Genomic DNA, 21,298 nt, shown 5'->3' with positions numbered 1-21,298 from the left:
GCCGGTTAACAGCTGGGATGACTTCAGCCCGCAGCTGACCCCGCCGAGTCCACCGCAACCTCCGCGCGCACCGCCGCCCGCCCGCCATCCATTTCAGAGGTTCACCTCCGAAGTTGTCCGTTCACCATCCGCATGCGGGTGGTGAACAGGTCGTTTGAGAGGTGAACCTCTGAAATGGAGGTTGGAGCCCTGCGGGTCCGGTGCGGAAGATGGCGCGGTCGCAACCTCCGCGCGCACCACCCCGCCCGCCGCCGTCCATTTCAAAGGTTCACCTCCGAAGTTGTCCGTTCACCACCCGGATGCGAGTGGTGAACGGGCCGTTTGAGAGGTGAACCTCTGAAATGGAGGTCGGAGCCCTGCGGGTCCAGTGCGGAAGATGGCGCGGTGGGAGGCGGCGTGGCGCGGCGGTGACGTGGTCGACCGTGGCGGGGCGGCGCGGCGCGAGGTGGCGAGGCGGAGGTGGGCGGGTGGTGTGGGGCGGGGAGCTGGGGTGGCGGGGAGGGCGGCGGCGCGGCGTGGCGGCAGGTGAAGTGGCGGGGGCTGGGGTGGCGGGGGCGGTTGGGTGGTTCTTGAGGTGGGGCGGGGTGGTCAGCGGGGAGTGAGTATGCAGAACTCGTTGCCGTTGGGGGGCGGGTGGTCAGCGGGGGGTTAGTACGCAGAATTCGTTGTTGTCGGGGTCGGCCATAGGGATTGCGTTCGGGGTGTGTTGGCGGGTGGGCAGGCGGCGGGCGCCTAGGGTGATCAGGCGTTTGGCCTCGGTTTCGGGGTTGCCGTCGGGTGGTGGGGCGACGTCGAGGTGCAGGCGGTTCTTCGGGGGCTTCGGGGCGACCGGTGGGCCGCCCCAGCTGATCTTCGAACCGCCGTCGGGCGACTGGATCGCGGTCTCCTCGTCCTGGTCCCAGACCAGCGGCCAGTCCAGCGCCTTGCTCCAGAAGTACCCGACCGCTTGCGTACCGTCCGACGACAGCGCCCCGATCGTCGCGGTGTTGGCCAGGAACTTGTTCCCCGCCGCGATCACACAGAACTCGTTGCCCTCCGGATCGGCCAGTACGACGTGCGTGATCTCCGGCCCCTGCCCGATGTCGAGGTGCCGACCGCCGAGCTCCAGCGCCCGCGCCACCGTCTCTTGCTGTTCCTCCGGCGTCTGGCTGGTCAGATCGAAGTGAATCTGGTTCGGCCGGTCCTTGACCGCGTCGCTCTGCAGGAACTGCACCCGGAAACCCGCCTTCCCCTCGGCCCGCAGGTACACCCCGTCGTCCTCGGCGACCTCCCGCCGCAGCACTCCACCCCAGAACCGCGCCAGCGCGACCGGATCCTTGGCATCAAAGGAGAGGGCGTACAGGTTGAGGCTCATGAGGTCTCCGATCGACTGGGATTCTCACCGTAGGTCGGTCCGGAGGCCCGTCGCAAAGGGAATTAACCGACCGAAGCGGCCGCGATCCGCGCGAAGCGATCGGCTGCCGATCGGGGCAGCGGTCGGCGGAGCAGTACGAGCTGGTGGTACAGCGGAGCGGTCGCGCACAGCAAGACTTGCTGCGGATCCGTACCCGCCGGGATCTCGCCGCGCGCGACGGCTCGGGTGACGACGAGCGCGCTGCGGGCGTACCGGTCCTGCCAGAAGGTGGTGAGCGCGCCGGCGGCTTCCGGCGTACGAAAGGAAGCGGCGATCACCGCCTGGGTAATCGACGGCCGCGCGGTCAGCGCCGCGTGTACCTCACGGTTCAGCGCGACCAAATCACCTTCCAGCGACCCGGTGTCCGGCGGCTCCCAGGCATCGTCCGCACCGGCTCCGAGCAGGTCGACCAGCAGTCCGGCCACCGTCTTCCAGCGCCGATAGACAGTCGTGCGGTGGACGCCGGAACGGGCCGCGACCGCATCGATCGTGAGCGCGTCATACCCGTGCTCGGCCAGCTCCGCCTCGACCGCGGCGAGCACCTCCGAGCGGACCCGGGCGGTCCGTCCACCCGGCCTGGTTGCGGGATCGGTCTCGGTCATGGCATGATCTTAACGCAACATTCGTCGCATTAGGGAGCAGCCAGTGATCTTCTGACCCGCCGTTCGCCAGCCCGAACCCGCGCGTCAGGAGGATTCCTATGTCTACCCAGCTGTCCCTGCACGACCTCACCAAGTCCTACGACCACCGCCTGGTCCTCGATCGGATCAGCTGCGCCTTCCCGCCGGGACAGGTCAGCGGCCTGATCGGCGAGAACGGTTCCGGCAAGTCGACCCTGCTCCGCGTACTCGCCGGGCTCGAAGCACCTACGGACGGTACGGCTACCGCCGCGGGGAGCATCGGCTATCTGGCGCAGGACAACCCGCTGCCGCTCGACCTCGACGTGGACGCGCTGGCCGATCACGCACTGGCCGACCTGCGCCGGATCGAGGCCCGGATGCGCGAGCTGGAAGGCTTGCTTGCCGACGGGCGCACGGACGTTCTGCCCGAGTACGGCGAGTTGCAGACCGTCTTCGAGATTCGCGAGGGCTACGACGCGGACGCACGCTTCGCGCGCGCAACGTACGGGCTGGGGTTGAGCGCGCTGCCCGGGGAACGCCGGCTGGCCGAGTTGTCCGGCGGCGAGCTGGCGCGGTTGCACCTGGCCGCCGTACTCGCGTCGTCGCCGGAGATCCTGCTGCTCGACGAGCCGACGAACCACCTGGACGTGTCGGCCGCGACCTGGCTCGAGGGTCATTTACGGTCCCGGCGGGGTACGACGGTGGTCGTCTCGCACGACCGCGCGTTCCTGGAACGAGTCGCGTCGACGCTGTTCGAGGTCGACGGCGACACGCATCGCCTGACCCGGTACGGGAACGGGTTTCAGGGCTACCTGCAGGAGAAGGCGGCCGAGCGGGCGCGGCTCGAACAAGCGCGGCAGCTGTGGGAGGACGAGGTGGCCGAGACGCGGGTACTCGTCCGCACCACCGCCGACCGGGTCGCGTACGGGCGGCCGATGAAGGACAACAACAAGGTCGCGTACGACCGGCAGACCGGCCGCGTCAACGAAGCGGAACGCAGCAAGATCCGGAACGCGAAAGAACGCCTGCGCCGGCTGGAAGCCGATCCCCCTCCCGTACCCGCGAAGCCGCTGCGGTTCAGTGCGTCGATCCGTACGACCGGTGAACCGGCCGGGCTGGATGCGGTCGGAGTCGCGGTCGCGGATCGGTTGTCGCCGGTGTCGCTTGAAGTGCCCGCGGGTGGTCGTGTGCTGATCACTGGGCCGAACGGGGTCGGGAAGTCGACCTTGCTGGACGTACTCGCTGGGGTGTTGCAGACGGACGAGGGGTACGTCGAGCGGCGCGGGCGGATCGGGTACTTGCGGCAGGAGGAGGACGAGGCACGTCCGGACGAGACGTTGCGTGCTGCGCTGGCGCGACATCCGGGTGCGGCGCGGCTCGGGTTGTTTCGGGCGGATCAGTTGGCGACGCGGGTCGCGGCGTTGTCGACCGGGCAGCGGCGGCGGTTGGCGTTGGCGCGGGTGCTGACCCAGGCGTACGACGTGCTGTTGCTGGATGAGCCGACGAACCATTTGTCACTGGTGCTGGTGGAGGAGTCGGAGGCGGCGCTCGATCAGTACGCGGGTGCGCTGGTGGTGGTCAGTCATGACCGGCGGTTCAGGTCGCGGTGGCGTGGGACGGTTGTCGAATTGGAGGAGAGCGTTCGTGTCGGTTCGTGAGTACGTGGTCGGTGCGGCGGGTGACGGGCCGTACGGGGTGGTGGTCGCGGGCGGAGAGGTGTGGACGACGCTGGTCCATGCCGGACGGGTCGCGGCGCGGGACGGTCGGGTTGTCGAGCTCGGGGCGGCGGAGTCGCGGCCGAGCGTGATCGTGGCGGGACCGGATGGTGCGGTGTGGTTCACGCGCAATGGAGACGACCGGGTGGGGCGGATCGAACTCCCCGGCAGCGGGTCCGGCGGCGACGAGGTGCCGGCGGGGTCGGCGGGAGCGTCGGCGGTTGAGGTTGGCGCGTCGGCGGTTGAGGTTGGGGCGTCGGCGGAGTCGCCTCGTGTGTCGGCGGTTGAGGTTGTGGGGGCGCCGTACGGGTTGTGCGTTGGGCCGGATGGTGCGTTGTGGTGCACGTTGATGAGTGGTGATGCGATTGGGCGGATCTCGGTCGACGGCGAGGTGTCGACGTACCCGATCGGTACGGCCGGAGCGTTTCCGGCGATGATCACGTCCTTCGGCGGTGAGCTGTGGTTCACGCTCAACCAGGCGAACGCGATCGGCCGGATGACGACCGCGGGCAGCGTCACCACCTATCCCCTGCCCACCGACTCGGCCGGTCCGGTCGGGATCAGCGCGGCGCCCGACGCCGTCTGGTTCACCGAGATCCTCGCCGACCGGGCAGGCCGGATCACCGCGGACGGCACGATCCAGGAGTTCGCCCTGCCGGCCGGCTCCAAACCGCATGCCGCCGCGGCCACCTCCGACGGCGGGTGCTGGCTCACGCTCTGGTCCGCCGCCAAGCTCGTCCACCTAGATGCCGACGGCAACCTCACGCGGGAGTACGCCCTCGGGGACGGCGCCGAGCCGCACGGTCTGGCGATCGCTCCGGACGGTTCGGTGTGGGTGGCGCTGGAGAAGGGTTCGTTGGCTCACATCCAGCCGGACGGGTGAGGAGGTTCACTCGGCGGAGGGAGGACGCGGCCACTGGTCCGGGAGGACAGTTGAGTTGTGAGCACCGACGTGCAGCTACGGGGTACGCAAGGCACCAGCGGCAGGACGGGCGATACGCGGCGGACGCGGGTTCGCGATGTGATCTCGATCGGGCGGCCCGCGTTCTGGGTGGTGTCGGTTGTGCCTTATTACACAGGGATTCTGCTCGCGACGCGGCAGCTCGTACCGCCGTTCGAGGAATGGCCGCGGCTGATCGTCGGGGCGGTCGTGCTCGGGCCGCTGGTCTGGCTGGCGGTGCTCGCGGTCAACGACGCGTACGACCTGCCGAGCGACCGGCTGAACCCACGTAAATCCAAGTCTCCACTGCTCGACGGACGGATCACGCTCGGTACGGCGAAGCGGCTGGCCTTCGCGGCCGCGGTTGCCGCCGTTGGGCTGAGCCTGCAGGTCGGGATCGTGTTCGCGCTGGGCGTGCTGCTCGCGGTGCTGCTCGGGTACGCGTATTCGGTGCCGCCCGTACGCCTCAAGACGCGCGCCGGGTTCGATGTCGCGGTGAACGCGCTTGCTCTTGGGGCGTTCGGGCCGCTGGCGGGCTGGGCGGCGATCAACCCGGATCTCAGCGACTTCCCGTGGCTGATGGGCTTGCAGGGCACGCTCGCCGCCATCGGTCTGTACATCCCGACCACGATCGCGGACCTGGAAGCGGACAAGGCGGCCGGATATCACACCATCGCGGTCCGGTTCGGCGCGCGGACGACGTACCTGATCGGGTACGCCGCGTGGATCGCCGCCGCCACCCTCTCGGTCATCCTGGCCGCGACCGCCACCATCATCCCGCGCAGCATGCTCCCGCTGGAGCTGGTGATGGTCCCGGTGCTGATCGCCGCGTACCGAAAACTCATCGGCCCCGACCAGTCCTTCAAGGGCATCATTGTCCTCGCCGCGCTCTTCCTCTTCCCGTGCGGCACCTTCGCCCTCACCTACACAGGAGTCCTCTGAGCATGTACCCGGAGATCGAGCCGTACGACCACGGCCTGCTCGACGTCGGCGACGGGCACCGCGTGTACTGGGAGATCTGCGGCAACCCGGACGGAAAGCCTGCTCTTGTGGTGCATGGTGGACCCGGGTCGGGCGCTGGTGCGTGGTGGCGGCGGTTCTTCGAGCCGGCGAAGTACAAGGTGGTTCTGGTCGATCAGCGCGGTTGCGGGCGGAGTACGCCGGACGCGGCCGAGCCGGAGGCCGATCTGAGCGCGAACACGACCGCTCACCTGATCGCGGACTTCGAGCTGCTTCGGCGGCAACTCGGGATCGGTCGCTGGCTGATCCTCGGCGCATCCTGGGGCGCGACGCTCGGGCTCGCGTACGCGGAGCAGCATCCCGAGGCGATCTCCGAGATCGTCCTGTTCAGCGTCACGAACACGACCCGGCGCGAGGTCGAGTGGATCACGCGCGCGATGGGCCGGATCTTTCCGGAGGAATGGGCCCGGTTCCGCGACGGTGTACCGGCGGAGGAGCGCGACGGGAACCTTGCACTTGCCTACAGCCGGCTGCTCCACGACCCCGACCCCGGTGTACGCGAGCGCGCCGCGCGGAACTGGTGCGATTGGGAGGACACGCACGTCCGCACCGACCCGAACTGGCAACCAGACCCGCGCTACGACGATCCGGCCCTTCGCCTCCGCCTCGCGCGGCTCGTCACGCACTACTGGGGTCACGCGGCCTGGCTGGAGGAGGACGTCCTGCAACGCGACGCCGGGAAACTGGCCGGGATTCCCGGCGTACTCATCCACAGCCGGCTCGACATCAGCAGCCCGCCGGACACTGCCTGGCGGATGGCGCAGGCCTGGCCGAACGCGGAGTTGCACCTGGTTGAGCGCGAGGGGCACGGGGCAGGCGGGGCCAGGACTCGGGAGCTGGTTCTTGACGCGCTGGACCGGTTCGCTTTACGGTCCTGACCGCTATCACGGGATGTGCGGCTGCACGTGCACCAAGAGCAAAGATTTGATCACTGATCTTTACAGCGATGGAACGTGCAGGAACCCTAAGGTCTCATGGCTGAGCTGGATGCATTCCCCGCCCCGCGGTCGACCCGCCTGGAGCTCGAGACCGACTACACCCTGAGCCGGTCCGCGATCAGGCAGTTCGCCGAGAACGGCTTCGTGAAGCTGAAGAACGTCCTCAGCGCCGAGACGATCGCCGAGTACGAGCCGGAGATCACCGGCAAGGTGATCGAGCTCAACACCCAGAACGAACCGCTGGCGGAGCGCGACACGTACGGCAAGGCGTTCCTGCAGGTCACGAACCTCTGGCAGGACAGCGAGCGGGTACTCCAATTCGTGTCGTCGCCCCGCCTGGCGCGGATCGCGGCGCAACTGCTCGGCGTACAGTCGGTCCGCCTGTACCACGATCAGGCGCTGTACAAGGAGTCCGGCGGCGGCGTCACCCCATGGCACGCGGACCAGTACTACTGGCCGTTCAGCACCGACCGCTGCGTGACGATCTGGGTACCACTGCAGGAAACCCCGATGGAAATGGGGCCGCTGTCCTTCGCCACGGGCAGCCACACGTTCGAGTACGGGCGCGACCTGCCGATCAGCGACGAATCCGAGCGCGTCCTGCAGCAGGCACTGGCCGAACAGAACTTCCCGGAGGTGTCCGAGCCGTACGAGCTCGGCGAGGTCAGCTACCACCTCGGCTGGACCTTCCATCACGCTCCGCCGAACACCACCGACATCCCGCGCCGGGTGATGACGATCATCTACGTCGACGCCGCGATGACGATCGCCGAGCCGGTGAACGCCAATCAGGTCGCGGACCTGGCCGGCTGGATGCCCGGCAACGAGCCCGGCGACACCATCTCGTCGCCACTGAATCCTGTCCTGTACTAACCCGGTTCTGTACTGACCCCGTCCGCCGTGCCGGGGTTGCTGGCAATTCGCCGTTCTGTACCTATTAGTATGTACGGCATGAGCGAAGCACCGATCAGCCGCGTCGTCGTCCTCGACCAGCAATTGCCGGAAGCACTCCCGGTCCAGCGCGTCGAGGTCCGGCGGATCACCATCGCCCCGAACACCGCGCTCGGCGCCCACGTACACAACGGGCCGGTGTTCGGCAGCATCGTGTCCGGATCGGCCGTGTACCAGCAGAACGAAGGCGCCGAGGCGCAGGTGCTCCGCCCCGGCGACGTGTTCTACGAGCCCGCGGCCGAGCGCATCGCCCACTTCGACACCGCCGACGAGGGCGTCACGTTCATCGCGTACTTCCCGCTCACCGCGGGCCAGGACGCCACGCTGGACATGCTCTAGAGGGTGCGCTTCTGCGGGTAGACGGTTTCGCCGCGGCTCAGCTGTTCGACGAACTGGGCGATCCGCCGAGCCCGGGTCTCCGGCCGTTTCGCTCCGTTCACCCGGTACACGACGGCGAACCGGTTGGCGCTGGTCAGGATCTCGAACATCGCCTGCGCCTTCGGTTCCGCGGCCAGCGCCGCCGCCAGGTCCTCCGGCACCTCCTGCTTGCTCGGCGCCGCGTACGCCTTCTCCCAGCGCCCGTCCGCCTTCGCCCGCTCCACCTCGGCGCGGCCGGCCGAATGCATCCGTCCGTCTGCTTCCAGCTGCGCGACCTTGCCCACGTTCCGCTGCGACCAGGTGCTCCGCGCGCGCCGCGGGGTGAACCGCTGCACGGAGGTCCGCTCGTCGCGACTCTTCTTCTGCCCGTCGATCCAGCCGTAACACAGCGCCTCGTCGAGCGCCTCCGCGTACGTCAGGCTGGTCGGCGTGGTGAACCCCTTCCGCGCGAGCACCAGCCAGACCCCTTCCGGCTGATCCGCATGCCGCTCGTCGAGCCACGCCCGCCAAGCCGCCGCATCCACCACGATCAGTTCCGAAGTCACGCTGTCCCCTCCCGGTAACGCGCCGCGAGCTGGGTCGCGGCGTCCTTCAACTCTTGTGGACCGACCAACTGCAGGTCGCACTCGAACATGCCGAACGTCGCCGCCAGCGCGGTCCACGACCAGGCGGTGAGTACGAGCCGGCAGCTTGTCGGCGTGAGCTCCTCGACCACTGCGCCGTGGCCGGCCCACTGCGCGATGTCCGACGCCTTTCGTTGCAGGATCGCCTCGCCACGGCACGGTTGCTGGTCCTGGCCGCGGAACCGGTTCGCGATAAAGGTCGCCACGTCCGCGGTCGGCAGGTCGCGCGGTACGAACCTCGGACCGGTCGGTGTCTTCGGCGTCATCCGGTCCACCCGGTACGTACGCCAGTCGTTGCGATCCAGATCCCAGCCGACCAGGTACCACCGGCCGCCCCACGTGACCAGGTGGTGCGGTTCGGTCCGGCGCGGCGGCGGCCACTCGCCGGCAGGCGTACCCGGCGAGGCGTAGTCGAAGCGCAGCACCTCCTGCGCGCGTACTGCCATGCCGATCGCGATCAGCTGATCGGAGTCGATCTGCGTACGGCGATGCGCGTACCGGTCGACCGTGGTCACCTGCAACGCATCGACCCGCTGGCGAAGGCGGACCGGCATCACCTGGCGGACCGTGGCGAGCGCGCGCAACGCACCTTCCTCGATCCCGGTGACCGAGGTGGTCGCGGTCTGCAGCGCGACCGCGACGGCGATCGCCTGGTCGTCGTCGAAGAGCAGCGGCGGCAGGTCGGCGCCCGCGTCCAGGCGGTACCCGCCGTCCGGGCCCTTGGTCGCGCGGACCGGATAGCCGAGCTCACGCAACCGGTCCACGTCGCGGCGAACCGTGCGCGGGCTGACCTCGAGCCGCTCGGCGAGCAGCATCCCCGGCCAGTCGCGGCGGGCCTGCAGCAACGACAGCAGCGCGAGCAGTCGGGCGGACGTTTCGGACATGGCACTCAGCTTGCCACTAGTAGAGGCCGGAATCTGTCCGCTACTTGGATTTGGCCCAATTGAGCCATGGCCCGGCTGCGCCGCTCCCAACGGAAGTTTTCACCTACGGTAGCGCTCAGATCACCCACCGCCCACCTAGGAGATCTGATGAGGCCCCGCCCCGCCGTACTCACCGCCCTGACCTCGCTGGCCGCCGCCGCCCTGGCTGCCTCGAGCGCCGTCGCGATGACACCCTCTTCCGGCCACGTGACCACAACCGTTGGTGCCTCGACCGTCCTGGCCACGGACACCGATGGCGACTCGCTTCCCGACAGCTGGGAGACCAACGGGTACGACGCCGACGGCGACGGCGTGATCGACGTCGACCTGCCCGCCATGGGCGCGAACCCGAAGAAGAAGGACCTGTTCGTCGAGATGGACTACATGAACGGTCTGCTCGCCAGCACGGCGGCGCTGGACCGGATCGTCCAGGTCTTCGCGACCGCACCGGTCAGCAACCCGGACGGCAGCACCGGGGTGAACATCCACCTCGACGCCGGGTCCGCGCGCGGTGCGAAGTACAACCTGGGCGGCGGCAACGAGGTCACGTACGACGCGGATCTCAACCCGTCCGCGACCCAGACGAACGCGATCAAGGCGGCCAACTTCGCGGCGGCGCGCAAGGCGGTCTTCCACTACATGATCTGGGGCGACAGCTACGACGGCGGCTGCAGCAGCGGCCAGGCCTTCAACATCCCGAACGACACGTTCATCGTCACGGTCGGCCCGCGCTGCAACTGGAACGCCACCGACGACACCAACGTCGGCACGTTCGTGCACGAACTCGGCCACAACATCGGCCTGAAGCACGGCGGCGCCGACAACCTGAACTACAAGCCGAACTACCTGAGCGTGATGAACTACTCGTTCCAGCTCGGCGGCGTACTCAAGGCGGACGGCTCCAAGTACTGGGGGTACTCCAGCGTCCAGCCGACGTCGATCTACGAGGGCAGGCCGGACGAAACGGTCGGTCTGGGCAGCCTCGGCGCCGGATACAAGACGAGCTGGAAGTGCCCGGACGGTACGACCCGGACCACCGCCGGCGCGGCGAACCTGCCGATCGACTGGAACTGTGATGGTGACACCAACGACACCACCACCGCGGCGGACATCAACGGTGACAAGGTGACGTCGACCCTGATCGCGCAGAACAACTGGGCGAACATCGTCTTCGGCGGCGGCGCCGTCGGCGGCGGTACGGATCGCCGCGCGAAGGCGCCCGCGTCGGAACTGCGGGAGCTCACGCACGACGAGTGGCTGTCCATGCAGCGCTGAGCCGGATCGCCAGGCCATCACAATTGCCCGGGTGCGCTCGGCAGCACGCTGAGCGGCGCCCGATCGGAGCGACTGTGATGGCCTGGGCATCTGGGGCTACTGGTCCCACACTCCGGTCTTGGCCGTCTCGCGGGCCCAGTCGGTGAAGTCGCGGGCCGGGCGGCCGAGGACCTGCTCGACGCCGTCCGATACGTACTCCGAGCGGTGGTTGCGGATCACCGCGAACAGATCCCGGACCGCCTCGGCATCCTCCTGGATCAGCCCTTGCTCCAGCATTTCGGCGACATGTGCTTCCGGGTTCAGGTCGACGTACGAGATGGTGCGGCCGGCGGCTGTGGACAGTTCGGCCGCGATCTCGGTCATCGTGAGCGTGCGCGGACCGGACAGCGGAAGCACGCGACCCACGTACGCGGGGTCGAGCAACGCCGTGGTCATCACGTCGCCGACGTCATTGGTGTCGATCCACGCCTCGGCGCCGGTACCTGTGGACAACCGGAGCTCGCCCGCCAGCACGTGGTACCGGAGAAAGTCCTCGCTGAAGTTCTGGGCGAACCAGGCCGGTTGCACGATGGTCCAGTCCAGGTCACTCGCCTGCACCACGCTCTCCAGTTCGAGCTGACCGTCGTACACGGCGAAGTCGCGGCCCGGGCTGCCGACGCCGCGGCCGGACAGCAGCACCAGCCGCCGGAGGCCGCGCGCCTGAGCGATGAACTTGCCGGCCTGGGTCAGCCCGGTCGGCCCAACCGGCGGCGCCAGGTACGCGGTGTCCACGCCGGCCAGCGTGTCCGCCCAGGTGCTCTCGTCGTACCAGTCGAACCGCCGCTCGCTGGACCGGGACGCCAGCCGGTACGGGACGCCCCGCCGGTCCAGCTGCGCCGCCACCCGGCGACCGGTCTTGCCCTTGCCACTGAGAATCAGAATCGGTGTCGTCGTCATGTCCACAGTCCATCCCGGATCAGTGAGACAAACCATGGTCGTACGGCGCAATTCGATGTCCGTGACGCTCAGCATCCCGTACGCTCGGCTTATGGACGTACTCGACGAACTGCTGGCCGGAACGCGCGCCCAGGACGGGGTGTTCAACCTGACCATCCTCGATCTGCCCTGGTCGCTGGAGATCCGGGACGAGGCGCCGCTGGCGCTCGCGACCCTGGTCCGCGGTTCCGGCTGGATCACCCGGGACGGCATGGAACCGCTGCGGCTCGAGCAGGGCGACGTCGCGATCTTCACCGGCCCGGAGCCGTACGTCGTGGCCGATACCGCGGATCGGGCGCCGCAACTGCGCATCCATCCCGGCGGCCTCTGCGAACCGTTGCCTGGGGCACCGATTGACTACTCGGCCCGGCTCGGCGTGCGTACCTACGGCAGCCGCAAGCAAGGCGAGGTGATGGTTGCCAGCGGCACCTATCAACTGGCTGGTGATGTCAGCCGGCGGCTCGTGAAGGCGCTCCCGCCGGTGCTCGTCGTTCCGGCCGGTGAGGTCGCGGGCGCCGTGATGGAGATGATCACCAGCGAGATCCAGCGGGACGCGCCCGGGCAGCAAAGCGTGCTGGACCGGTGGCTGGATCTGGCGCTGATCACCACGCTGCGGGCCTGGTTCGCCCGGCCGGATTCGCATGCGCCCGGTTGGTACCAGGCGCAGACCGACCCGGTCGCGGGCACCGCCTTGCGGCTGCTGCACGAGGACCCGGCCTACCCGTGGAACGTCACCGAGCTCGCCGAACGCGTCGGGGTGTCGCGTGCTTCGCTGGCGCGGCGGTTCACTGCGCTGGTCGGTGAGGCGCCGATGAGTTATCTGACCGGCTGGCGGATCACCCTCGCCGCGGATCAGCTTCGCTCGACCAAGGACACGGTCGAGGCGATCGCCCGGCGGGTCGGGTACGCGAACGCGTTCGCGTTGAGCGTTGCGTTCAAGCGGGTGCGCGGTACCACGCCTACCGCCCACCGGCGGGCCGCGTGAAAGCTTAAAGCGCGGTGTCCAACGATACGATTGAGGCTCATGAGCCACCCGGCAATCCCCTTGAGTCTCGATGAGCTGCGCGCGCTGAGCCTGTGGACAGCCGAATGCGCGGAGCAGGCGCTGCCCGTCTTCGAGGCGGTCGCTCCGGACGACCGCCGGCCCCGGGACGCGATCGAAGTGGTCCGTGAGTTCGGTGCCGGAGGCAACAGAACGAAGGCAATCCGGACCGGCGCGTTCGCCGCGTTGAAGGCGGCCGGAGAGATGGTCGACCCGGCGGCTGAGGCGGCTGCGCGGGCAGCCGTTGGCGCGGCCGGTTCGGCGTACTTGCATCCGTTCGCGGCGGCTACACAGGTGAAGCACATCATCGCGGCGGCGCAGTACGCGGCGTACGCGCTTGAGCTTGCTTCTGGAGAACCGGCGGACGGCGATGCGGTGATTCGCTGGGCGATCGAGCGGGTGCCGGTCGTGGTGCGGGAGGTTCTGGCGCGGTACCCGGAAGGTGCGGCTGGGCGTGGCCGGCTCGGTGAGCTGCGCCGCCGGCTGGAGTCAGCGCTCAGGCAACCGTCGACTTCATGAACGCCAACGCCTGCGGCCACGCCAGCCGGTACGCGTCCGCGTTGACGTCCTTGCCGTGCCGCGACTTGTCCGAGAAACCATGGTCCGCGCCGGGGAAGTACTGCGTGAAGGTCGCACCGGTCGTCCGTGCTTGGAGCACGGTCTGCAGGGTCTCGAAGTCCGCGTTTGGTACGGCGGTGTCGGCGCTCGGGTAGCTGACCAGCACCGGGGCCGTGATCGCGGCCGCCTCGGCGATCGCGTCGTACGTGTGATGCGCCGGCAACCGCGAAGGCACCGTCGGGTGGAACGCGATCACGTTGGACACCCGCTGATCCCGCGCCGCCAGCAAGAACGCGAACCGCCCACCCAGGCACCACCCGATCACGCCGGGCTTGGAACACCCCAGCTCGTCCGCCAAATAGTCAAGCAACGCCCCCTGCTCAGCCAGCGCGGCGTCATCATCCATCTCCCGCAACATCCCACTGAGCTCTTCACGGGTCGCGTTGTCAGTACTCCGCCCCTTGAACGGATCCCAAACCAACGCCGTAATCCCCTCCCCCGCCAACTCATCCGCCCAGGCACGAACCTGCTCCCCAATCCCGGTGATCATCGGCAGCAACAACATCCCCACCCGCCCAACCCGCGCCAGGTACGCGTCCTGCTCCCCAACCGCCACAGTCACACCCATACGCGAAATCCTAGACTCCGACGGTCTGGTGTTCTGGTTCGATGACGCCGATGATGCGGGCCTGGTCGCGGCCGTAGGGCTGGCCGATGTACTTCATGGCGATTTGGTCGACGAGGGCCCAGCCTTCTTCGCCGTCGATCCAGTGGGTGACGCGACCGCGGATGATGACTGGCTCGTAGGGGTTGTCGACGGGGGCCAGGGAGAGGGCTACGCGGGGGTCGCGGCGGAGGTTGCGGGCCTTTTGGGAGTCGGGGCCGGTGAGGAAGACGATGTTGTCGTCCAGGGTGCTGACCCAGAGCGGGATCGAGTGCGGGGAGCCGTCGGGGAGGACGGTGGCGAGGTGGGCGATCGAGGCGCTCTCGACGGCGCGGCGGACGGCGGGGTTCAGCATGGTTGTACTCCTTCGGCGTGCGATGTGGTCGAAGTTCGGCGGGTGAAGTCGTGGTGGGAGTTCGGCGGGCGATCTCGTGGTGGAGCGTCAGCGGGCGATCTCGTAGTGGAGGTGGGTGACGCCGGGGGCGGGGACTGCTTCGAGCAGGTTCAAGCGGATGTGCTGTGGGAGTTCCTGGAAGAACGGGCGGCCGGCGCCGAGGAGGATCGGGACCTGGTGGAGTACGAGCTCGTCGACAAGACCGGCTTGCAGGGCGGCCGTCACGGTGCCGCCGCCCATCAGGCCGACGTCCTTGCCGTCCGCGAGTTTGCGCGCCGCGGCGACCGCGTCCTCGATGGTGTTGGCGAGCGTCTGCTGCTCGCTGATCTCGGCGACCGGGCCGTGGCTCAGTACGACCAGCTTGGCGTTCGGGTGCGGACCGCCGCCGCCGAAGTGGCCGGAGTCGTCGTACGTCTTGTGCCCGGCGATGACCGCGCCGACCCGGCCCGCGAGTGCGTCGAACACCCGGGCGCTCGGTGCGCTCAGCTTGAATCCGTCGAACTCCCGGCTCGGGGTGTCACCGTCGAAGTACCAGTCGAACAGCATCGCCGCGTCCCCGAGACCGCGATCCGGGCCCGAGTCGCGGCCGGTGATGTACCCGTCGACCGAGACCGCCAGTGCGCAAATCACCTTGCTCATCCGTCGTCACCTTCCGGTTGGAGTTCCTTGAAGAGACCGTAGCATGATGGAGTTCCCTCAGGGAACCCCAATTGCTAGACTTGTCCTATGCAGCGAACGGATTTCAGTGCGATGGCGTGCTCGATCGCGCGCACCCTGGACGTGATCGGCGAGGCCTGGTCGCCGCTCATCCTGCGTGACATCTGGGTCGGGTTCTCCCGCTTCGAGCAGCTCCAGGCGGACCTCGGCATCTCCCGCAAGGTGCTGACCGAGCGACTGAACCATCTCGTCGACCGCGGCATCATCGAGCGCCGCGCGTACGACAACCGGCCGCGCTACGAGTACGTACTCACCGATCAGGGCATGGAGCTGGTCGACGTACTGATGGTGATGGTTGCCTGGGGCGACAAATGGCTGGCCGGACAAGCCGGTCCGCCCGTCCTGTACCAGCATCACACCTGCGGCGAAATCACCCACGCCACCCTCACCTGCGCCACCTGCGGAAAACCCATCCACGGCAACAACATCAACCTCCTCCCAGGCCCCGGCGCCGCCGCCTAGCAGTACCCGCGAAAGACCTCAAGATCACTGTCCAACCGCCGAATCCGATCGAATCCCCACGTCTCGACCCCTGGCCGATCGACCTCGTTCAGCACCCGAGCCGCCAGATCACGCAGCCCCCGGGCGAGCAACGCGAACTCAAGGTGATCGAGATCGAGGTCGTCGGCGCCGTACGCGTCGAGGAACTCGGACAGCTGGTCGCCGTCCGCCGCGACCCAGAGGTCGAACTCACGCGGACCGATCACCGCCTGCTCCCAGTCGAGGATCGCGGCGACCTCGCCCGCGTCGTCGATCAACAGGTTGAAGCCGTGGAGGTCGGTGTGGCAGACGACCTTTCGTACCGGCTTTGTCGCGAGCCGCTCGCGCACGCCGTCGAGCCGGGTGATCGCCGTCGTCAGTTCGTCGGCGCGGTCCGCGATCCACGGGTGCTGGAGGTTTCGGGTCAGGGTGTCGATCGTGGGTTCGTCAGTCGTCGCGGGTGGCAGGTCGAGTTGCACCTCGTGTACCTGCCGCATCGCCTGGGCGACGACCCGCCAGTCGGACCAGGCGGCCGTACGCCCTTGCACGTAGGGGAAAACGGCGTAAGCGCGGTCGCCGTTCATCGCGAATAATTCGCCACGCATGGTTCGTACCGGCTCAATCACCGGCAGGCCGGCGCGACGGAGCGCGCCGAGCAGTTCCAGGCCCAGCGGATCCGCCCCGGGCTTCCACATCTTCACGAACCAGCGCCGGTCTGCCACCCAGCCGTCGGTGGCGAAGCCGCCCTGGTGTGGTTCGAGCGAGGTGACGGTCAGGCCGTAGTCGCGTTCCAGGTCCACACCTGCATCAGATCACTGCTTGTGGGCGGCGAGCATTCGTAATACGGCGGTGTTGACGAGGATGAGGATGAGGGTGGAGAAGATGAGGAGGGCTACCTCGGCGGGGAGTAGGGCGATGCCTAGGCCGATCAGGAGGACAGGGATTGCCAGGCCTGCGTAGGCGATGAGGAACAGGGCGGCCAGGACTTCGCCTCGGGAGGAGGGGTCGGCCAGGGAGGCGGCGGTGGCTACGGCGCCGCGGAAGACGAGGCCTACGCCTGCGCCTGCCACGATGCCGCCGATGACGAAGAGGTAGAGGTTGGGGATCAGGCCGCCGACGGCTACTCCGACCAGACCGACTGACATCGCGATCAGGCCGAGGCGCAACTGGGCCGGGCGGGACAGGCGGACGAAGACGACCTGACTCCCGGCGCCCGCGATGAACACGGCGAAGGTGACAACGCCCGCGAGCAGCCGCGACGGGTGGTGCAGCACGCCGGCCAGGAACGTCGGCGCGAGCGAAGTGAACAGACCGAAGATCGCGAACGCCGCAAAGGCCCCGATCGCCGACGCGAAGAACAGCGGGCGTACGGACGACGGTACCGCGACACGCTGTGGCCGGTACGCGGGCCGCTCTTCCAGCCGCTCCACCGTCTCCGGCACCATCGCGATCCCCAGCGCACTGATCAACAGCAACACCAAGAACAGCTCGTACGGACGCTGCAGCGGCGCGTCGACGTACGCCGCGAGCAATCCACCCACCAGCGGACCGAACGCGAGCCCGCCCAGGTTCACCATGCTCGCGATCAATGCCGACCGCGCCGGGTCCTCGTCGGGGCGCGCGATCTTGCGCAACTCCGACAAGTGCGCGGTGGCGGTCGCGGTCAGTACGCCGACCCCGACGCCGCAGATGAACCGAGCCAGCAGCAGCCCCGGAACCGCCGGCCAGATCAGGAAGATCGCCGCCGACAGCGCCTCCGCGAGGACGGCGAGCAACGCGACCCGCCGCCGCCCGAGCCAGTCGCTGACATGCCCGGCCAGGTACAGCGAGGCCATCACCCCGACCGCGTAACTGGCGAAGATCACCGTGATCACGTACGTCGGGAAGCCGTCGCGGTGCTGGTAGATCGCGTACAGCGGGGTCGGGATCGTCGAGAAGGCCATCGTGGTGAGGAAGGCCGCCGCGATCACCCAGAACCCTGGGGCATGCGCGAGCCGGACGGCCCGCGTGGACGTCATGGTGGACATGATTCCAGCGTGCCGCGCGCGATCTATCGAGTCCAACGAAAGTTCTCGGATGCTCTTATCGGAAAATCCGATAAATTAGGCCTGTGGACAGCCGACAGCTCGAGTACTTCGTCGCGGTCGCCGAGGAACTGAGCTTCACCCGCGCGGCGCAGCGGCTGTTCACCGTGCAATCCACGGTGTCGGCCGCGATCAGGTCGCTGGAGAACGATCTGAAGACCACCCTCTTCGACCGGTCGACCCGGCGCGTGGTGCTCTCGGCCGCCGGCCAGGCGTTGCTGCCCGAGGCGAAGGCCGCGCTGGAGGCACTCGACCGGGCCCGCGCCGCGGTCGAGGAGGCGTCGTCCGGTCTCCGCGGCAATGTCCGGATCGGTACGCTCGCCCGGCTCAGCCTGGTCGATCTGGCCGACCTGCTCGGTGCGTTCCACCGGAAGTACCCGCTGGTCGAGGTACAGGTCGCGACCTCGCCGACCGGATCGTCCGGCCTCGCGGACGACCTCCGGCACGGGCGGCTCGATGTCGCACTGCTCGGTCTCGCGCGACCGGAGTTGAGCGGTCTCGACGTACGCGACATTGCGACCGTACCGTTCGTCGCGCTGGTCCCGGCGGCGCATCGGCTGGCCGGGCGGGACGGCGTACGCCTCGAGGATCTCGCGGACGAAAGGTTCGTCGACATGCCGCCCGGGTTCGGGAACCGGAAGCAGGTCGACCAGGCGTTCGACGCGATCGGGCGGCCGCGCCGGATTCAGGTCGAGATCCCGGAGCTGACCACGGTCCCCGAGTACGTACGGGCCGGCCTTGGCGTCGCCGTACTTCCCGACGTGCAACTCGACGCCGAGCCCGGCGTCCACAAGTTGCGGATCACCGACGTCACCCTGACCTGGACGTTGTCGGTGGTGACCGCCGACCGCCGGCCGAGCAGAGCAGTGGCCGCCCTGCTCGACCTGATCGGCGACTCGATCCGCACTGAGAGGCAGTACTTCTGAGAATCGGTAGGTTGGGTGCGTGGGTCATTGGGAGAAGGACACACCAGGCGTGATGGAACTGCCCTCGGGCCGGCTTGTGCGCGGGCGGGGTTTGCGGCGCGGTCCGGCCGCGGAGCCGTTCCCGACGTACGGCGTCTATCTGCTCGGCAGCGAACCACCGGACGTACCGTGGGAGACGCGCTGGCTGAAGTGGCCGGATTTCCGGCTGCCGGCGGATCGCGCGCAGGCGCTGACGGTCTTCCGCGAAGCGCTCGAACGGACTGGGACCGGCCGGGTCGAGCTCGCCTGCGGCGGCGGCCGGGGGCGTACGGGCACGGCGCTCGCTTGCCTCGCCGTGCTTGACGGCGTGCCGTCCGACCAGGCTGTGGATTACGTGCGCAGCCACTATGACAAGCATGCCGTGGAGACGCCGTGGCAGAAGCGGTACGTGGTAAATCTGTTGACCCGGAGCTGATGCATCGCGTTGGGTCGGAGTGTGACGATCGAGCGGAGCAATCCCGACCGACTGCATTCCACGCCTGGCTATCACCACGTGACCCGCGTCCAGGCCGACACTCTGATCTACCTGGCCGGGCAGTGCCCGCTGCAACCCTCCGGTGAGCTGGCCGAGGGCGGCCTCACCGGGCAGACCGCCCAGGTGATCTCGAACATCCTGACCGCGCTCGAGGCCGCCGGCGCCACCCCTGAGAACGTCGTCCGCACGGTCATCTACGTGGCCAGCACGAACCAGCCCGACCTCGCCGCTGTCTGGACACAGCTCAACGACTCCCCTCTCGCCCCGGCCTTCACGACCGCGAGCACCCTGCTCGGCGTCGCGCAGCTCGGCTTCCAGGGGCAGTTGGTCGAGATCGACGTGACCGCCGCGCTGTGAGCGCACCCGCCGAGGTCGTCGAGTACGACCCGCGGTGGCCGCTCTGGTTCACGGAGATCCACGCCCGGCTGATGCCGTACCTGACCGGACTTCCCCATCAGGTGGAGCATGTCGGGAGTACATCGGTGCCTGGTCTCGCGGCCAAGCCGATCATCGACCTCGACGTTGTCGTACCGTCGGCCGAGCTGGTGCCCGCAGCGATTGAGCGGTTGACCGCGGCCGGCTACCGGCATGAGGGCGATCAGGGCATCCCGGGGCGCGAGGCGTTCGCGTTACCGGCGGATGCGGCGCATTACCACCATCTGTATGTCGTTGTTGATGGCAACAAAGCGCATCGGGACCACGTACTGCTCCGCGACCATCTGCGGACGAACGCGGCCGATCGGGAGCGGTACGCCGAGCGGAAGCGCGAGTTGGCGCACCTGCTCCACACTGATCGAGCCGCGTACGTCGACGCGAAGGGCGCGCTGGTGGAAGAGTTGATTGCTAAAGCTGATGGTTCGGCCAGAGGCGGCGGCTCGGGTCGTACCGGCGCCTGAGGTCGGTGAGGCGCTTGTAGTCGCCGGGGTCGTACGCCTCGGCCACCTCGTCGGCGGTCAGGTCGGCGAAGCTGAAGTTGAGGGACCGGCCAACGACCTGGGTGCGCCACGGCTCCAGTATCTCTTGATGCAGCTCGGTCGCATCGGTTTCGCGCGGGCTCAGCACAGTGAGCGAGTACGCGGCGTCGCGGTGACCGATCGCGTTCGGGAGCTCCGGTTCGCGGGCCAGTGTGCCGCCGAGGTGGCGGATGCCGATGATGCACATCTTGGCCGCGCCTGGGCCGGCCAGCTTGGGCAAGGTCGCCAGCGCGTCCAGGCCGCTGAGCAGTACGTTGTGTGAGGTGTAGCTGTCGGGGTGATCCGGCTCGGCGAAGATCGCGCCGGACTCGGTGTACGGCAGCTCGCCGACGGTGTCGATGGCCGGCGTACCGATCGCGCGCAGCGGTTCGATCAGCTCTGCGCCGCGGTCCCCGAGGATCGCGAGTTGTACCTGCGCGACGTACTTCCCGCGCACCGGCTCCGGCACCTGCGGGATGTCCGGGATCGGCAGGATCGCGATCGCGGACGTCACCTCCTCCGGCACGTCCTCGGTCCACTTCCGCCACGCTTCCGGTACGGACGGGTGCTCCGCCAGGTCGAAGTACAGGCTGCCGCCGTACAAGGTGGGTACGTCGAAGAGCTCCACCTCGAGGCCGGTGACGATGCCGAAGTTGCCACCGCCGCCGCGCAGTGCCCAGAACAAGTCCGGGGCGTCCTCGGCGTTCCTTCGTACGCCATCCGCCGTCACGATTTCGATCCGCCGGACGTGATCCGCCGCGTACCCGTACCGGCGGGCCATCAATCCGAGACCACCACCGAGCGTGTACGAGATCGCGCCGACCGCGGGCGAACTACCCGACAACGGCGCCAGGCCGTGCGGTGCGGTCGCGGCGATGACGTCACGCCAGGTCGCACCGGCGTCGATCCAGGCTGTCTTCCGCTCCGCGTCGACCGTCACGCCGTTGAAGTCGCGGGTCGCGATCAGTACGCCGCCGTCGATGCCCCTGGTCAGACCATGTCCTGCCGCTTGGACAGCGATCTTCAGGTCATGGTCGATCGCGTACCGGACCGCCTCCTCGATGCCGGCGGCGCTCGTGACCTGGAAGATCGCCTGCGGACGGTGCGGATCGCGGCGTTGGAAGCCGAGTCGCGCGTCGTCGTACTCGGTGCTTGTCGTTGTCAGCATGGCTCTCACGCTATGAGCCCTTGCGGACAGGAGCTGTCCGCAAGCAA

Annotated in this window: 25 protein-coding genes; 14 read left to right on the top strand and 11 right to left on the bottom strand. The window is 68.4% G+C overall.

Annotated elements, in window-relative coordinates; translation table 11 throughout:
• Positions 1-637: 637 nt before the first annotated feature.
• Both ABD260_RS33895 and ABD260_RS33890 read right to left on the bottom strand, forming a co-directional pair.
• Positions 638-1,354, bottom strand: coding sequence for a VOC family protein (locus ABD260_RS33895; protein WP_344240389.1), 717 nt, complete (start codon positions 1,352-1,354; stop codon positions 638-640).
• 62 nt (positions 1,355-1,416) lie between these two features.
• Entirely contained in the window at positions 1,417-1,995 is a 579-nt protein-coding gene (locus tag ABD260_RS33890; RefSeq protein WP_344240387.1) for a TetR/AcrR family transcriptional regulator, read from the bottom strand.
• A gap of 98 nt (positions 1,996-2,093) precedes the next feature.
• Between ABD260_RS33890 and ABD260_RS33885 the strand changes: the two genes are divergently transcribed.
• From ABD260_RS33885 to ABD260_RS33860, 6 genes are all read left to right on the top strand, one after another.
• Positions 2,094-3,671 carry an ABC-F family ATP-binding cassette domain-containing protein gene (locus tag ABD260_RS33885; protein ID WP_344240385.1) on the top strand — a complete coding sequence of 526 codons (1,578 nt, stop codon included), beginning with the start codon at positions 2,094-2,096 and terminating at the stop codon, positions 3,669-3,671.
• Positions 3,658-4,611: a Vgb family protein gene (locus ABD260_RS33880; RefSeq protein WP_344240383.1), complete on the top strand. Its 954-nt coding sequence runs from the start codon at positions 3,658-3,660 to the stop codon at positions 4,609-4,611. Before ABD260_RS33885 ends, ABD260_RS33880 begins: the two co-directional genes overlap by 14 nt.
• 57 nt (positions 4,612-4,668) lie before the next feature.
• A complete protein-coding gene (locus ABD260_RS33875) occupies positions 4,669-5,610 on the top strand; it encodes a UbiA prenyltransferase family protein (protein ID WP_344240381.1) in 942 nt (313 codons plus the stop codon).
• A 2-nt stretch (positions 5,611-5,612) separates the two neighbouring features.
• Positions 5,613-6,566 carry a prolyl aminopeptidase gene (gene pip / locus ABD260_RS33870; protein WP_344240379.1) on the top strand — a complete coding sequence of 318 codons (954 nt, stop codon included), beginning with the start codon at positions 5,613-5,615 and terminating at the stop codon, positions 6,564-6,566.
• Positions 6,567-6,662: 96 nt separating this feature from the next.
• The gene (locus ABD260_RS33865) at positions 6,663-7,499 is read left to right on the top strand and encodes a phytanoyl-CoA dioxygenase family protein (RefSeq protein WP_344240377.1); all 837 of its coding nucleotides are present in this window, start codon (positions 6,663-6,665) and stop codon (positions 7,497-7,499) included.
• Positions 7,500-7,577: 78 nt separating this feature from the next.
• Complete coding sequence (locus ABD260_RS33860) at positions 7,578-7,916, top strand: cupin domain-containing protein (RefSeq protein WP_344240375.1); 339 nt, start codon at positions 7,578-7,580, stop codon at positions 7,914-7,916.
• On the opposite strand, the gene ABD260_RS33855 is transcribed toward ABD260_RS33860, so the two are convergent.
• Both ABD260_RS33855 and ABD260_RS33850 read right to left on the bottom strand, forming a co-directional pair.
• Positions 7,913-8,500 carry a YdeI/OmpD-associated family protein gene (locus ABD260_RS33855; RefSeq protein ID WP_344240373.1) on the bottom strand — a complete coding sequence of 196 codons (588 nt, stop codon included), beginning with the start codon at positions 8,498-8,500 and terminating at the stop codon, positions 7,913-7,915. The genes ABD260_RS33860 and ABD260_RS33855 overlap by 4 nt on opposite strands.
• Positions 8,497-9,462, bottom strand: coding sequence for a helix-turn-helix transcriptional regulator (locus tag ABD260_RS33850; protein ID WP_344240371.1), 966 nt, complete (start codon positions 9,460-9,462; stop codon positions 8,497-8,499). Before ABD260_RS33850 ends, ABD260_RS33855 begins: the two co-directional genes overlap by 4 nt.
• Positions 9,463-9,609: 147 nt before the next feature.
• Here ABD260_RS33850 and ABD260_RS33845 point away from each other — a divergent pair, with 147 nt between their 5' ends.
• Positions 9,610-10,776, top strand: a complete 1,167-nt coding sequence (locus ABD260_RS33845) for a zinc metalloprotease (protein WP_344240369.1) — start codon at positions 9,610-9,612, stop codon at positions 10,774-10,776.
• A gap of 96 nt (positions 10,777-10,872) precedes the next feature.
• On the opposite strand, the gene ABD260_RS33840 is transcribed toward ABD260_RS33845, so the two are convergent.
• Positions 10,873-11,712, bottom strand: a complete 840-nt coding sequence (locus ABD260_RS33840; protein ID WP_344240367.1) for an NAD(P)H-binding protein — start codon at positions 11,710-11,712, stop codon at positions 10,873-10,875.
• A 91-nt stretch (positions 11,713-11,803) separates the two neighbouring features.
• Between ABD260_RS33840 and ABD260_RS33835 the strand changes: the two genes are divergently transcribed.
• Entirely contained in the window at positions 11,804-12,736 is a 933-nt protein-coding gene (locus tag ABD260_RS33835) for an AraC family transcriptional regulator (RefSeq protein ID WP_344240365.1), read from the top strand.
• 39 nt (positions 12,737-12,775) lie between these two features.
• On the top strand, positions 12,776-13,312 hold the full coding sequence (locus tag ABD260_RS33830) for a putative immunity protein (RefSeq protein ID WP_344240363.1): 537 nt from the start codon (positions 12,776-12,778) through the stop codon (positions 13,310-13,312).
• On the opposite strand, the gene ABD260_RS33825 is transcribed toward ABD260_RS33830, so the two are convergent.
• From ABD260_RS33825 to ABD260_RS33815, 3 genes are all read right to left on the bottom strand, one after another.
• Complete coding sequence (locus tag ABD260_RS33825; RefSeq protein WP_344240361.1) at positions 13,290-13,979, bottom strand: dienelactone hydrolase family protein; 690 nt, start codon at positions 13,977-13,979, stop codon at positions 13,290-13,292. The two genes, ABD260_RS33830 and ABD260_RS33825, sit on opposite strands and share 23 nt — an antisense overlap.
• Before the next feature lie 10 nt (positions 13,980-13,989).
• Positions 13,990-14,370 carry a TIGR03618 family F420-dependent PPOX class oxidoreductase gene (locus ABD260_RS33820; RefSeq protein ID WP_344240359.1) on the bottom strand — a complete coding sequence of 127 codons (381 nt, stop codon included), beginning with the start codon at positions 14,368-14,370 and terminating at the stop codon, positions 13,990-13,992.
• Positions 14,371-14,457: 87 nt separating this feature from the next.
• Entirely contained in the window at positions 14,458-15,048 is a 591-nt protein-coding gene (locus ABD260_RS33815; RefSeq protein ID WP_344240357.1) for a dihydrofolate reductase family protein, read from the bottom strand.
• 87 nt (positions 15,049-15,135) lie between these two features.
• Between ABD260_RS33815 and ABD260_RS33810 the strand changes: the two genes are divergently transcribed.
• Entirely contained in the window at positions 15,136-15,588 is a 453-nt protein-coding gene (locus ABD260_RS33810) for a winged helix-turn-helix transcriptional regulator (RefSeq protein ID WP_344240355.1), read from the top strand.
• Here the strand turns inward: ABD260_RS33810 and ABD260_RS33805 are convergent.
• Together ABD260_RS33805 and ABD260_RS33800 are read right to left on the bottom strand one after the other, a co-directional pair.
• Positions 15,585-16,406: a phosphotransferase enzyme family protein gene (locus tag ABD260_RS33805; protein WP_344240353.1), complete on the bottom strand. Its 822-nt coding sequence runs from the start codon at positions 16,404-16,406 to the stop codon at positions 15,585-15,587. The genes ABD260_RS33810 and ABD260_RS33805 overlap by 4 nt on opposite strands.
• 12 nt (positions 16,407-16,418) lie before the next feature.
• Positions 16,419-17,624, bottom strand: coding sequence for an MFS transporter (locus ABD260_RS33800; RefSeq protein WP_344240351.1), 1,206 nt, complete (start codon positions 17,622-17,624; stop codon positions 16,419-16,421).
• Positions 17,625-17,716: 92 nt separating this feature from the next.
• Here ABD260_RS33800 and ABD260_RS33795 point away from each other — a divergent pair, with 92 nt between their 5' ends.
• The 4 genes from ABD260_RS33795 to ABD260_RS33780 are packed head-to-tail and all read left to right on the top strand — an operon-like array spanning position 17,717 to position 20,026.
• Positions 17,717-18,616 carry a LysR family transcriptional regulator gene (locus tag ABD260_RS33795; RefSeq protein ID WP_344240349.1) on the top strand — a complete coding sequence of 300 codons (900 nt, stop codon included), beginning with the start codon at positions 17,717-17,719 and terminating at the stop codon, positions 18,614-18,616.
• 19 nt (positions 18,617-18,635) lie between these two features.
• Positions 18,636-19,070 carry a phosphatase domain-containing protein gene (locus ABD260_RS33790; RefSeq protein WP_344240347.1) on the top strand — a complete coding sequence of 145 codons (435 nt, stop codon included), beginning with the start codon at positions 18,636-18,638 and terminating at the stop codon, positions 19,068-19,070.
• Positions 19,071-19,091: 21 nt separating this feature from the next.
• Positions 19,092-19,487 carry a RidA family protein gene (locus tag ABD260_RS33785; RefSeq protein WP_344240345.1) on the top strand — a complete coding sequence of 132 codons (396 nt, stop codon included), beginning with the start codon at positions 19,092-19,094 and terminating at the stop codon, positions 19,485-19,487.
• The gene (locus ABD260_RS33780) at positions 19,484-20,026 is read left to right on the top strand and encodes a GrpB family protein (protein ID WP_344240343.1); all 543 of its coding nucleotides are present in this window, start codon (positions 19,484-19,486) and stop codon (positions 20,024-20,026) included. The genes ABD260_RS33785 and ABD260_RS33780 overlap by 4 nt, the downstream gene beginning before the upstream one ends.
• Here the strand turns inward: ABD260_RS33780 and ABD260_RS33775 are convergent.
• Positions 19,974-21,251 (bottom strand): FAD-binding oxidoreductase, encoded by a 1,278-nt coding sequence (locus ABD260_RS33775; RefSeq protein WP_344240341.1) that lies wholly within the window; start codon positions 21,249-21,251, stop codon positions 19,974-19,976. The genes ABD260_RS33780 and ABD260_RS33775 overlap by 53 nt on opposite strands.
• Between the last annotated feature and the right edge of the window lie 47 nt (positions 21,252-21,298).

It is taken from the genome of Kribbella hippodromi (assembly GCF_039531045.1).
GTDB classification, from domain to species: domain Bacteria; phylum Actinomycetota; class Actinomycetes; order Propionibacteriales; family Kribbellaceae; genus Kribbella; species Kribbella hippodromi.
Note: the sequence above shows the minus strand (reverse complement) of the source record. Positions and strands in the feature narration are given on the sequence as shown.

Bases quoted from the DNA above. Each gene is read 5' to 3' on its own strand.
- ABD260_RS33840 (WP_344240367.1), bottom strand. From the start codon at position 11,712: ATGACGACGACACCGATTCTGATTCTCAGTGGCAAGGGCAAGACCGGT.
- ABD260_RS33845 (WP_344240369.1), top strand. From the start codon at position 9,610: ATGAGGCCCCGCCCCGCCGTACTCACCGCCCTGACCTCGCTGGCCGCC.
- ABD260_RS33830 (WP_344240363.1), top strand. From the start codon at position 12,776: ATGAGCCACCCGGCAATCCCCTTGAGTCTCGATGAGCTGCGCGCGCTG.
- ABD260_RS33850 (WP_344240371.1), bottom strand. From the start codon at position 9,462: ATGTCCGAAACGTCCGCCCGACTGCTCGCGCTGCTGTCGTTGCTGCAG.
- ABD260_RS33895 (WP_344240389.1), bottom strand. From the start codon at position 1,354: ATGAGCCTCAACCTGTACGCCCTCTCCTTTGATGCCAAGGATCCGGTC.
- ABD260_RS33800 (WP_344240351.1), bottom strand. From the start codon at position 17,624: ATGACGTCCACGCGGGCCGTCCGGCTCGCGCATGCCCCAGGGTTCTGG.
- ABD260_RS33775 (WP_344240341.1), bottom strand. From the start codon at position 21,251: ATGCTGACAACGACAAGCACCGAGTACGACGACGCGCGACTCGGCTTC.
- ABD260_RS33835 (WP_344240365.1), top strand. From the start codon at position 11,804: ATGGACGTACTCGACGAACTGCTGGCCGGAACGCGCGCCCAGGACGGG.
- pip (WP_344240379.1), top strand. From the start codon at position 5,613: ATGTACCCGGAGATCGAGCCGTACGACCACGGCCTGCTCGACGTCGGC.
- ABD260_RS33890 (WP_344240387.1), bottom strand. From the start codon at position 1,995: ATGACCGAGACCGATCCCGCAACCAGGCCGGGTGGACGGACCGCCCGG.
- ABD260_RS33885 (WP_344240385.1), top strand. From the start codon at position 2,094: ATGTCTACCCAGCTGTCCCTGCACGACCTCACCAAGTCCTACGACCAC.
- ABD260_RS33860 (WP_344240375.1), top strand. From the start codon at position 7,578: ATGAGCGAAGCACCGATCAGCCGCGTCGTCGTCCTCGACCAGCAATTG.
- ABD260_RS33810 (WP_344240355.1), top strand. From the start codon at position 15,136: ATGCAGCGAACGGATTTCAGTGCGATGGCGTGCTCGATCGCGCGCACC.
- ABD260_RS33865 (WP_344240377.1), top strand. From the start codon at position 6,663: ATGGCTGAGCTGGATGCATTCCCCGCCCCGCGGTCGACCCGCCTGGAG.
- ABD260_RS33815 (WP_344240357.1), bottom strand. From the start codon at position 15,048: ATGAGCAAGGTGATTTGCGCACTGGCGGTCTCGGTCGACGGGTACATC.
- ABD260_RS33820 (WP_344240359.1), bottom strand. From the start codon at position 14,370: ATGCTGAACCCCGCCGTCCGCCGCGCCGTCGAGAGCGCCTCGATCGCC.
- ABD260_RS33825 (WP_344240361.1), bottom strand. From the start codon at position 13,979: ATGGGTGTGACTGTGGCGGTTGGGGAGCAGGACGCGTACCTGGCGCGG.